General features: G+C 67.9%; 12 protein-coding genes. 11 read left to right on the forward strand and 1 reads right to left on the reverse strand.

Annotated elements, in window-relative coordinates; genetic code table 11:
- Positions 1-481 precede the first annotated feature (481 nt).
- The 11 genes from KCI33_RS03545 to KCI33_RS03595 all read left to right on the forward strand — a co-directional run bounded on the left by KCI33_RS03545 (position 482) and on the right by KCI33_RS03595 (position 10,474).
- Positions 482-664, forward strand: coding sequence for a hypothetical protein (locus KCI33_RS03545; protein WP_212523383.1), 183 nt, complete (start codon positions 482-484; stop codon positions 662-664).
- Between the two features lie 62 nt (positions 665-726).
- The gene (locus KCI33_RS03550; protein WP_212523384.1) at positions 727-1,215 is read left to right on the forward strand and encodes a hypothetical protein; all 489 of its coding nucleotides are present in this window, start codon (positions 727-729) and stop codon (positions 1,213-1,215) included.
- Positions 1,216-1,672: 457 nt separating this feature from the next.
- Positions 1,673-2,359 (forward strand): isoprenylcysteine carboxylmethyltransferase family protein, encoded by a 687-nt coding sequence (locus tag KCI33_RS03555; RefSeq protein ID WP_212523385.1) that lies wholly within the window; start codon positions 1,673-1,675, stop codon positions 2,357-2,359.
- Positions 2,360-2,704: 345 nt separating this feature from the next.
- Positions 2,705-3,910 (forward strand): DEAD/DEAH box helicase, encoded by a 1,206-nt coding sequence (locus KCI33_RS03560; protein ID WP_349252174.1) that lies wholly within the window; start codon positions 2,705-2,707, stop codon positions 3,908-3,910.
- Positions 3,911-4,090: 180 nt separating this feature from the next.
- Positions 4,091-4,705: a SagB/ThcOx family dehydrogenase gene (locus tag KCI33_RS03565; RefSeq protein WP_212523386.1), complete on the forward strand. Its 615-nt coding sequence runs from the start codon at positions 4,091-4,093 to the stop codon at positions 4,703-4,705.
- A gap of 59 nt (positions 4,706-4,764) precedes the next feature.
- Positions 4,765-5,850, forward strand: coding sequence for an RNA 3'-terminal phosphate cyclase (gene rtcA, locus KCI33_RS03570; protein ID WP_212523387.1), 1,086 nt, complete (start codon positions 4,765-4,767; stop codon positions 5,848-5,850).
- Between the two features lie 69 nt (positions 5,851-5,919).
- Positions 5,920-6,459, forward strand: coding sequence for a THUMP domain-containing protein (locus KCI33_RS03575; protein WP_212523388.1), 540 nt, complete (start codon positions 5,920-5,922; stop codon positions 6,457-6,459).
- Positions 6,460-6,530: 71 nt separating this feature from the next.
- Positions 6,531-7,637: an AmmeMemoRadiSam system radical SAM enzyme gene (gene amrS, locus KCI33_RS03580; RefSeq protein WP_212523389.1), complete on the forward strand. Its 1,107-nt coding sequence runs from the start codon at positions 6,531-6,533 to the stop codon at positions 7,635-7,637.
- A 207-nt stretch (positions 7,638-7,844) separates the two neighbouring features.
- Positions 7,845-8,057 carry an SHOCT domain-containing protein gene (locus tag KCI33_RS03585; RefSeq protein WP_249138901.1) on the forward strand — a complete coding sequence of 71 codons (213 nt, stop codon included), beginning with the start codon at positions 7,845-7,847 and terminating at the stop codon, positions 8,055-8,057.
- Positions 8,058-8,457: 400 nt separating this feature from the next.
- The gene (locus KCI33_RS03590) at positions 8,458-9,300 is read left to right on the forward strand and encodes a glycosyl hydrolase (protein ID WP_212523390.1); all 843 of its coding nucleotides are present in this window, start codon (positions 8,458-8,460) and stop codon (positions 9,298-9,300) included.
- A gap of 118 nt (positions 9,301-9,418) precedes the next feature.
- A complete protein-coding gene (locus KCI33_RS03595; protein WP_212523391.1) occupies positions 9,419-10,474 on the forward strand; it encodes a hypothetical protein in 1,056 nt (351 codons plus the stop codon).
- Here the strand turns inward: KCI33_RS03595 and KCI33_RS03600 are convergent.
- A complete protein-coding gene (locus KCI33_RS03600) occupies positions 10,446-11,426 on the reverse strand; it encodes a ribose-phosphate pyrophosphokinase (protein WP_212523392.1) in 981 nt (326 codons plus the stop codon). The two genes, KCI33_RS03595 and KCI33_RS03600, sit on opposite strands and share 29 nt — an antisense overlap.
- Positions 11,427-11,429: the final 3 nt, after the last annotated feature.

Consider the following 11,429-nt stretch of genomic DNA (forward strand, 5'->3'; position numbering starts at 1 on the left):
AATCTGCGCCTCGGTGAAACGGCTCTTTCGCATTCGTCTGCTCCTTCAGGGTTGAGCAGACTCTACATCATGGTGCGGGACTTCGTGGGGGGCAGGTCACTGCCGTTGCGAGGCTGTTCCCTTCGTCGCTGGCGAGACGGAGTTCGGATTTCACGAGTTCACCACGAGCCTCGCGTCGAGCTATGATCGGTGGACCAACCGCGATTTCGTTCGCCACTACTACAATGGCGGCGGGCGCGCGGTCACCCTGCTGGAGACCGGACACCTGCGAGAGATTGCCGAGCAATACGCCTATGGCGATGGGGCCGAGGGCGCGTTCCGTCGCTTCGCGGACCAGATCGCGAATGAAGCGCGCGCGTCGGGCGCGGGGTCGCTCAGCTACGACTTCGGCGCTCCGTATGATTTCGGTGATGTCGCATTCTCGCATGGCGACGGTGTGGTTCGCGGAAGCTTCGTCGGTCGTGTCGACGACCGTGGCGCGATGCTTCGGATCACCGGCGAGACCACCTTCGAGTTCGGCGATATTTTCGAGGATCCGCTTGACATCGGCATCGAGGCCGGCGGCACGCCATATCCGATCACCGGCAACTGGACGGCGCGTTTCTCCGCCGAGGTGATGAAGGACGCCGGTAGGAGCGAGTACGGCGGGGTCGGTGGGCGGTGACATCCAGGGCGCGATCTCTCACGGGCGCGCTTGCCCGATACGCGCTGCTCGGACTGACCGGGTTGATCCTCCTCTGGGCATTGGTCGCCGGTGCGCGGTGGGCGACGAGCTTTCAAGAATCCGTGACACTGCCGAGTGGGATGCAGTTGGGCCGAGAGTTCGACTGGAACCGCTACGGCCGCTGGGATCTGTTCGCGACGAACGGCAGAACCCGGCTCGCGCGCGATGTGGAGTTCGTCTGCTTCAACGACCGCTATGCTTTCGTGAAGTCATACGACCGTGGGTCCACTGGCCTATACGACGCCGAGACCGACAGCAGGGTGCCACTGGACTACTCTGAAGCGATGGAAGTCAGCGGCCTCAGCAAGCCTGGTGAGGGCTGCGACGGATACTATACGGGCTGGGTCGGACCGGGTCTTCTGCTTGACGACGGGCGCCCACCTTTCGTTCCGCCGTGCGCATGGGGAAACGTCGAGAACGAGGCGCTGCGCGACCGGGCGTGGTTCGAGCGCCCCTGTCGGCCGGCCCCGTGGCCTCCGGAGCGGCAATGATTGCGCAAGAGATCGGATTCCCGATCTTTCCCAATGGTTTGCGTCTGTTCCGTGCGACACGTGGATGACGTTGCGAGCCCGAAATCCGTCTAAACCTTTGATTTTGAAAAGCTATTCAAACCCTCTTGCGTTGCCTCATAACCTGAAGGTCGTAGGTTCAAATCCCACCCCCGCAACCAATACTGCCAAGAAATATCAACGACTTGCGAGCCGCCCATGGGCGGCTTCTTGCGTTGCGTTAATCCCCCTGGAAGCACTGTGGAGGCAACTGAAGCGCAATGAACGGCGTGGCGGAAGGGCAGCTGCGCTGGAGCGCCGGGAGCGTCTCTTCGGTAACTCCTTCCAGCTGTCACAAAGTGGTCTTCACCCTTGCCGCAGAATTTTTTGCCCGGCGCTTTGTGAGACGCGCCTGGTCCGCTAGTAGTGGAAGTTCCTCCGAGATGAACTGGAAATCAACATGAACATATCCCCCAGCCATTGGACCAGATTGGTTGTGGTTTATCTCCTGATCCCGCTGATCTTAATGATATGTGGCGGCGACCCAGGTTGGTGGCAGGCGTGGCTTTATTCTCTCCTGATCGTTGCGGCAGGCATCGGGGGGCGCATGTGGGCGGAACAGCGACATCCCGGACTGACGGCCGAACGACAGAATATTGAAAATATCCGAAACGCAAAAACCTGGGACAAAGTGCTCGCTCCACTGATGGCGGTGAGTATCGTATTCCCCTTGGTCATTGTGGCAGGGCTGGACCACCGCTTTGATTTGTCTCCCGAATTTCCGCTATGGCTAAATGTCATTGGCTTCATCGTGATCTTACTCGGATACGCTTTCGCTGTATGGGCAGTGGTAGAGAACCGCTTTTTCTACAGCGTGGTGATCGTTCGGACGGATCGAGGGCATGTGGTGTGTGACAGTGGTCCGTACCGGATTGTGCGGCATCCGGGTTATGCTGGAAATATCTTTCCACTGTTCGGAATTGTTCTTGCTCTGGGTTCGGTATGGACACTGATTCCTGCGGTGGTGGCGTCAATCATCTCGGTATTGAGAACGGTACTTGAGGACCGGACTTTGCAGGAGGAGTTGCCGGGCTATCGAGATTACGCGCGTCGCGTGCGCTATCGGTTGGTTCCGGGGATATTCTGAGCGTGGTGCCAGACAGGTCTCGGCAAGGAAAGTGATGCCGTCCCTTATGGCTGAACCGCGACCGGCCCGAAGCCGGGTTGACTTGCGCCCGCAAAACCCCCATGTGAGGCACTGTTCCGTCTACTGACGCGTGAGCAGGCCCGGCCAGATGGCCCGGGCAGGATGGATCGGACAGTCACAGGATCCCAGATCACGCAGGGTCCCGGCGTCTTGACGGCTCAGAGGCAATCCGGCCCGGGGCCAGAGCAGGGCGCGAAACCCTTGCGACCGCGACTTCAACCAAAAATGCGGTTCAGCAGTTTGTGCGGATGCCCGTGGGCCCGCACATGGAAGGATATTTCCCAAGTGGAATTCGACATGATGGGGCTTGGGCCCCGAATCGTGGCCAAACTGGCCGAACAGGGGATCACCAGCCCCACCCCGATCCAGCAAAAGGCCATCCCGGAGGCCATGAAGGGCCGCGACGTGATGGGCATCGCTCAGACCGGCACCGGAAAGACCGCGGCCTTTGGCCTGCCGCTCATTCACATGCTGACCAAGACCGGCACCAGCCCCGATCCGAAAAGCGTGCGCGGCCTGATCCTCGCGCCCACGCGCGAACTGGCCAAGCAGATCCTGGACAACCTCCGGGCCTATTCGGAGGGCACGCATCTCAAGATCGGTCTCGTGGTCGGCGGCGCCTCGATCAACCCCCAGATCCACCGGCTGCAAAAGGGCACCGACCTGCTGGTCGCCACGCCGGGCCGCCTGATCGACCTGCTCGACCGCAAGGCCGTGCGTCTCGACCAGACGCGCTTCCTGGTGCTCGACGAGGCCGACCAGATGCTCGATCTCGGCTTCATTCACGCGCTGCGGCGCATCGCGCCGCTGCTGCCCAAACAGCGGCAGACGATGCTGTTCTCGGCCACCATGCCGAAACAGATGACCGAGATCGCCGGGGCCTACCTGACCGACCCGGTGCGGATCGAGGTGGCGCCTCCGGGCAAACCGGCCGAGAAGATCGACCAGAGCGTCTATTTCGTTGAGCAATCCGCCAAGCCGGCACTGCTGATCGAGTTTCTCGACACCCACCGCGACGAGCTTGCGCTGGTCTTCGCCCGCACCAAGCACGGCGCGGAGCGTCTGATGAAGGCGGTCGAACGGGCCGGTTTCGCGGCCGGTTCCATCCACGGCAACAAATCCCAGGGCCAGCGCGATCGCGCCCTGCGGGCCTTCCGCGAGGGGGAGCTTCGGGTGCTGGTGGCCACGGATGTGGCCGCGCGCGGCCTGGACATTCCCGACGTGCGCCACGTCTACAACTACGACCTACCGAACGTGCCCGACAACTATGTCCACCGCATCGGCCGGACCGCGCGGGCCGGGCGCGACGGGCGGGCGATCGCCTTCTGCGCGCCGCCCGAGATGTCCGAGTTGCGCTCGATCGAAAAGACCATGGGTCGCAAGATCCCGGTGCGCGGCGGTGAATGCTGGGAGCCGGTGCGGGAGCAGGCCCCGAAGGCCCCCTCCAAGCGCCGCCGCTCGCGCCGCCCGGCGAAGCGGATCGCCGCCTGAGACTGACCCGCGGCCCGGGCGCGCCCTGCGTCCGGACCGCGGCACTTCCCGCGCCCGGCGTCCGCGCCGGTTGAGCCATGTCAATGCGCGCCGCCCCCGCCCGGCGTATTGGAAGATCCGGTTTCACCCCGTCCCGCCGCCTCCGCGCCGCGGGCGCCCGAGATCGAGGTTGCGGCGCATATGGCTTCTGACCCGACACCGCTGATCGCGCTGCCCGCCCCCGACGGGGAGGGGCGGCTGACGCTCGAACGGGCGATCGGCCGGCGCCGCTCGATCAGGGCGTTTGGCGGCGGACCGGTGCCACTGGCCGGGATCGGACAGATCCTCTGGGCGGGGCAGGGCGTCACCGGGGCGGAGGGGCTGCGCGCCGTGCCTTCGGCGGGGGCGCTGCATCCGCTCGAACTCCATGCCGTGACGGCGGGCGGCGCGGATCTCGACGCCGGCATCTATCGTTATCTTTCGGCACGCCATGCCCTCCGGCCGGTGGCGGGGGGCGATTTCCGCGCCGGCTTCGCGATGGCCGCATTCGGGCAGGACTGGGTGCGGCGCGCCGGCCTGATCGTGATCGTTGCCGCGGTGCCCGCGCGGGTGACCGGGAAATACGGCGAACGCGGCCGCCGCTACATTGCCATCGAGGCCGGCCATTGCGCGCAGAACATCTGTCTGCAGGCCACGGCCCGCGGGCTGGGGGCGACCGAGCTGGGCGCCTTCGGCGACGCGGCGCTTTCGGGACTGCTGCACCTGCCGGAGGGCGAAGAGCCCGTGACCAGCGTGGTGATCGGCCAGCCCGGCTGAACGATCCGGCGCCTTGCCCAGGGGGCGCGCGGGGACGGGTCAAATTCGGGGAGGGAGGCATGCGGAAGCCACGACAGTCGGTCGCCATCGACGGATCCCATGGCGAGGGCGGCGGCCAGATCCTCCGCACCGCGTTGGGCCTTTCCGCGATCACCGGCCGCCCCCTGCGCATCGAACGCATTCGCGCCGACCGCCGCAACCCGGGGCTGGCCGCGCAGCACCTGGCAAGCGTGCGGGCCGTCGCCGCGATCTGCGACGCCGCGCTGGAGGGAGACGCGATCGCCTCACAGGAGCTGGATTTTACCCCCCGCGCGGCGCCTCGCGCGGCGGAGTATGCGGTCGATGTGGCCACGCTGCGCGCGGGCGGCAGCGCCGGATCGGCGGTGCTGATCCTGCAGGCGATGCTTCTGCCGCTGAGCTTCGCAGCGGGCGCCTCCAGCCTGACGCTGCGCGGCGGCACCCATGTCCCCTGGAGCCCGCCCTTCGACTATGCCCACGAGGTCTGGCTGCCGGCGCTGGCGCGGATGGGGCTGCGGGCCCGCATCCGGCTGCGGCGCAGCGGCTGGTATCCGGCCGGCGGCGGCGAGATCGCGGCCCGGATCGAGGGGCGCGCGGACCCGCAGATCGCCGGGCTGGGCTGGGCGGAGCGCGGCCCTCTCGTGCAGATCACCGGGCGCGCGCTGGTGGCCAACCTCGACATCGGCATCGCCGAGCGGATGGCGCGGCGCGCCGCGGAGGTGCTGGACGGCCACGCGCCGGACATCTCGCTCCGGCCGGAGCGGATGGAGGCGAGTTGCGCCGGGGCGGGGCTGTGCCTGACCGCGCATTACGCGGCGGGGCGCGTCGGCTTCAACGCGCTTGGGCGGCGCGGGCGGCCGGCCGAGGCGGTCGCCGAGGCGGCGGCGCAGGATCTTCTGCGCTTCCACGCTTCGGGCGCCAGCGTGGACGCGCATCTCGCCGACCAGCTGCTGCTGCCGATGGCGCTGGCCACGGCCCCCTCCGTCTTTCTGTGCCCCGGCGCCACCAGCCATCTGCGCACCAACGCCTGGGTGATCGAGCGTTTCGGCCTGGCGCGGGTGGCGATCGGCGGGCCGAAGGACGGCCCGGTCAGGGTGAGCGTGCGCCCTGCGTCACCCGGCGGGTGAACGCGCATGGCGCGGGCATGATCTGTGCCGCCGAGCAGGCCGGCGAGGATGCAGAGAGGAGGTGTGGCGATGGGCGCGTGGAATGTGGTGATCACCGTGCGGGAACGGAAATTCGAGACCGCCTGGGCGCATCTGCAAGACTTCGGCAAGCTGCGGAAGACGGATTACTACAATGTCGTCACCCTGCTGGTCGCCGACCTCTCCGCCTTTCAGGAACGCCTCGCGGCGCTCTGTGCCGAAAGGCCGGATATCCTGAATGTCCTGTCGCGCGTCGCCCCGGCGCAGGTGGTCTTCACCTTCCAGACCGCCGAAGAGTTCGACGAAAAGGCCCGCGCGGCCGTGCTGGGCTGGCTGCCGGATCTGGCCGGCAAGTCTTTCCATGTCCGACTCTACCGCCGCGGCTTCAAGGGGCGGATCCTCTCGCCCGAGGAGGAACGCAGCCTCGACGCGGCGCTGCTGTCGGGGCTTGCGGCGCGCGGCACCCCCGGGCGCATGGATTTCGAGGACCCGGACATGGTGATCGACGTGGAAACCGTGGGCAACCGGGCGGGGTTGTCGCTGTGGTCCCGCGCCGATCTCGCGCGATACCCCTTCCTGCGGGTCCGCTAGGCCGGGGCAGGGCGCGCGGCCCGGCCGGCACGCCTTATTGAAACCGGCCATTTCCGCACCATCTGGAGGGCATGAACAAAACGAAAACACACGACCCTGCCGAGCCCATCGAGGGCGCCGCCGGCCGTTACTGGCAGCGCCTCGGGGATGGCCGCATCCAGTGCGATCTCTGCCCGCGGCTGTGCAAGCTGCGCGAGGGCCAGCGCGGGCTTTGCTTCGTGCGGGCGCGTCAGGGCGACGGGATCGTGCTGACCACCTACGGGCGCTCCTCCGGCTTCTGCGTCGATCCGATCGAGAAGAAGCCGCTGAACCATTTCCTTCCTGGCACCCCGGTCCTGTCCTTCGGCACCGCGGGCTGCAACCTGACCTGCAGCTTCTGCCAGAACTGGGACATTTCCAACGCGCGGGCCTTCGACCGGCTGCAGGATCGGGCGTCGCCCGAGGACATCGTCCGCGCGGCGCAAGAGGCCGGCGCGCGCTCGGTCGCCTTCACCTACAACGACCCGGTGATCTTTCTCGAATACGCGGTGGACGTGGCGGCGGCCTGCCGCGCGGCCGGGATCAAGACCGTCGCCGTCACCGCCGGCTACATCACGCCCGAACCGCGCCGGGAGTTCTTCGCCGCGATGGACGCGGCAAACGTGGACCTCAAGGGCTTCACCGAGGGGTTCTACAGGACGCTCTGCACCGGCCGCCTCGCCCCGGTCCTCGAAACGCTCGAATATATCAGGCATGAAACGGCGCTGTGGCTGGAGATCACGACCCTTCTGATCCCCGGCAAGAACGACTCCGAGCGTGAGATCGCGGCGCTGAGCGACTGGGTGATGGACAGGCTCGGCCCCGATGTGCCGCTGCATTTCTCGGCCTTCCACCCCGACTGGCGCATGCGCGACCTGCCCGCGACGCCGCCCGCGACGCTGCGCCGAGCGCGGGAGATCGCCAGGGCGGCGGGGTTGCGGCATGTCTATACCGGCAACCTGCGGGATCCGGAGGGGCAGGCCACCCGCTGCCACGCCTGCGATGCCCTGCTGATCGGCCGCGACGGCTATGCGCTGGCCGCCTGGGCCCTGACCCCCGAGGGAAGCTGCGCCCGTTGCGGCACGGCCTGCGCCGGCCATTTCGAGGCGGAGCCGGGCCGGTGGGGGAACCGCCGCCAGCCGCTGCGTCTCGGGCGGTGACAGTCCGGGCCCCGCGGCCCGCGGGTTGACCGATATCAATGCAGGCGCGTCCGCGCGGGCGTAGGTTGCCCGGGCAATCTGTGGAGGATTCTCATGAAATACCTAATCAGTATGTTTGCAGCCTGGGCGTTCGGCGCCACTCCGACGCTCGCCCAGCAATTCGAGCCGGGCGTGTATCCCGGCCATATGTGGGGAGGAGGATACGGAATGGGCTACGGATTTTTCGGCCTCGGCCTGATGGTCATCTTCTGGGGCGTCATCATCGCGCTGGCTGTCTTCGCCGTCCGCTGGCTCAGCCAGTCGGGCACCCTGCCGGGCCCGCGACGCGACGATGCGCTGGACATTCTCAAGCAGCGTCTCGCCAAGGGTGAGATCGACACCGAGGAATACGCCACGCGCAAGCGGGCGCTCGAGGAATAGCGCCTTCCGGCGACGGGCGCGGCGCGCCCCGGAAACGCGGTTCGGGCTATCGCCCCGGTGTCCGCGCTGATTGGTGCACGCCGCCCCTCACCCGCCGCTTCCGCCGCGCCCCCGTTCCGTCGGGCCGCGGGCCCTGCTTCCCCGCGCCGCCCGGGGGCCGGGCAGGGCATTTTCGGCGGAAAGGCGCCAGCGGCACCTTGACCCGGTGAATTGAGCGCAAAGGGCCGGTTTCGGCCCCCCGACACGCCGGATTCCCCGCAATCCAACCTGGCATCCTGCCGCAATCATGCGGCGCGGATCGGCGATTCGGCGCCGAACGGGGCGCCATATTGATGTCCGATTGCGGCCATACTGTCATCCAGCTACCTGCCTAGCCTCGCGTAAAACCCGTGAGGCGAATATGATCAGGAAGCTTGTGTTCATTCTGGGGCTGCTCGCCATGGCGAACCCTGTTCTGGCGGAGAAAGCCGGCATCGGCGCGTGGGAAAACCCGCGCAACACGATGCTGGAATGGATCGAGGGCACGCCGGCGCTGGGCTGGTATTACAACTGGCGCACGGACCAGATGTGGCACGCGAAAAGGCATGCGCGCTCGGTCGAGTTCGTGCCGATGATCCGCACCGCCTCGGATGTCCGCAAGAAGATCGTCTCGGACCTGCCTGTCACCACGCTTCTGGGGTTCAACGAGCCCGACGGCGGCGGCGGCCACCAGGCGCGCCTCACGGTGGAGGAGGCGGTCCGGCTGTGGCCGAAGCTCGAGGCGCGCGGTCTGCGCCTGGGCAGCCCGGCCACCAAGCAGAGCGGCACGCTGGGCCGGAATTCGTGGCAGCGGCGCTTCATGGATCAGGTCGAGGCCAAGGGGCTGCGCGTGGATTTCATGGCGGTGCACTACTATTCGGACAATGGCAGCGTCCCGGCCTTCAAGAAATGGCTGGAGGCCGTCCATGCCGAATACCGCCGCCCGATCTGGGTGACCGAATTCGCCTATATCGACTGGGACCGGCCGGGCGCGGTGACTTACGCGCAGAACGCGGCCTTCGCCGAGGCGGCCATCCTGATGATGGAGAAACTGCCCTTCGTCGAGCGTCACGCCTGGTTCGCGGCCAATCCCTATCAGTGGGGCGGGCGTCATCCCGCGGTCAACCTGATGGACGACAATCTCAGGCTCACCCTCGTCGGCCAGTCCTTCGAGCGCGTCCTGCGCACCGTGGGCGCGCGCGATGTCGCGGATCTGGGCCAGTAGGACCCCTGCTGTATCAGCCATGGTTCTGCGAATGTCCGGCGCTTCGCCGCGCCGCCCTTGACTTGCGTCAAGGACGCTGGCGCCGCTTTGCTATGCTCTGGCGCATGGGAGGGACGCGATGCCCAAGGCAGGCCAGCCAAGCACAGCCAGAGCAGAGCCGACGCTCGCCGAGAAGGTCCGGTTCCTGTCCAGCCCGGACAGCTACGCGCCGGCCCCCACCGGCGTGGAGGCGATCGAGACGCATATGTCCTGGGTCTTTCTCGCCGGAGAGCGCGTCTACAAGCTGAAAAAGCCGCTGCGCCGGGCGTTTCTCGATCTGCACAGCCTTGAACGGCGGGCGGCGAACGTGCGTGCCGAGATCCGGCTGAACCGCCGCCTGGCGCCGCAGGTCTATCTCGGGGCGCGGGCGCTGCGGCAGGCTCCGGACGGGGCGCTGGCGCTGGACGGCACCGGCCGCATCGTCGAGTGGCTGGTCGAGATGCGCCGCCTGCCGGAAGACGCGACGCTGAAGGCCAGGATCCGCGACGGCCGGGCGCGCCGCGCCGACGTGGCGCGCGTGGCCGAGACGCTGATCGCCTTCTATGCCGGGCTGCCCGGCCGGGACCTGTCGGCCGAGACCGTGATCGCGCATTACGAGGCGGAGCACGCGCGCAGCGCCGCCGTGCTGTCCGATCCGCAATTCGGCCTCGACGCCGGGCAGGTCGGCGCGGCGCTGGATGGTTTCGACGCCGCCTTCGGCCGCGCGCGTCCGCTGCTGCGCGCGCGCGTCGACGCCCGCCGCTTCGTCGAGGGGCACGGCGACCTGCGCCCCGAGCATGTCTTTCTGACCGAACCGCTGGCCATCATCGACTGTCTCGAATTCAGCGAGATGTTGCGCACCATCGACCCGTTCGAGGAGATCGTGTTTCTCGGGCTGGAATGCGCGCAGCTCGGCGCCGGCTGGGTGCTGGCCCTGCTGCGCGACCGGCTGGCCGCGGGGCTGGATGACCGCCCGCCGCCCGCGCTGCTGGCCTTCTACTGGCGTTATCGGGCGCTGCTGCGGGCGCGGTTCGCGCTGCTGCACCTGACCGAGCCGGTGATCCGCACGCCCGCGAAATGGCGCCCGCTGGCGCAGGCCTACATCGCCCTGTCGCAGGAGGCGGAGATCAGGACCCGGCCGCCGGAAGATCGGTGATCGAAAGGTTGCCGTGCAGCCGCTTGATCGCCTCGGCCAACAGTGGCGCGGCGCTGACGGTCTCGACCCGGGCGCGCCCGGCGGCGCTCAGCCGGAAGGGCGGCACGGTGTCGGTCACGATCCAGCCGGCGATCGCGGGGTCGGCCAGCGCCTGCTCTGCGCCTGAGGTGAAGAGGCCATGCACGGCCAGCGCCCAGACATCGGCCGCGCCGCGGTCGCGCAGCGCCCGGCCCGCGCGCACCATCGTCCCGCCCGAGGCGATCATGTCGTCGATCACCAGCACCCGCGCGCCCTCGAAATCGCCCGCGACCAGGCTGCCGCTGACCTTGCCGGCGCTGCGGCGCTTTTCCATCATGGCAAAGCCCACGGCGCGGCCCAGACGCGCCTCCAGCGCCTCGCGGAACAGCTGCGCGCGCTTGATCCCGCCGGGATCGGGCGAGGCCACGGCGACGGGGCCGCTGCCGGCCAGTTCCGCGGCGCGTTCCAGCAGCACCCCGCGCGCGTCCAGCGCCACCGCCTCGCAGCGGAAGGCGTTCTGGAAGGCCGTTAGGTTATGCACCTCCAGCGTCACCACCCGGTCGGCGCCCGCGGCCTCGATCAGCTGGGCGACATAGCGTGCGGTCAGCGGGTCGCGCGGCTTGGTCTGGCGGTCCTTGCGGGCATAGGCGAGATAGGGAACCACCGCCGTCACCCGCGCCGCGCCGTTGGTCCTGAGCGTGGAGAGGAAGAACAGCAGCCGGCAGAGCTTGTCGTTCGGGCTCTGGTCCGGGCTGCCATGCAGGCTCTGGATCACATAGGCGTCGGCGCCGCGCACACAGTCCAGCGGGCGCGCCTTGTGCTCGCGATCCTCGAATTCGCGCTCCTCCAGAGGGGCGAGCGGCCGGCCCAGGTGCGCGGCCACGGCGCGGCCCATCTCCTGCGTGGCCTCGAAGGCGAATAGCTGCAGCTCCATGCG

This window comes from Actibacterium sp. MT2.3-13A (assembly GCF_018139985.1).
Taxonomy (GTDB): Bacteria; Pseudomonadota; Alphaproteobacteria; order Rhodobacterales; family Rhodobacteraceae; genus JAGSOU01.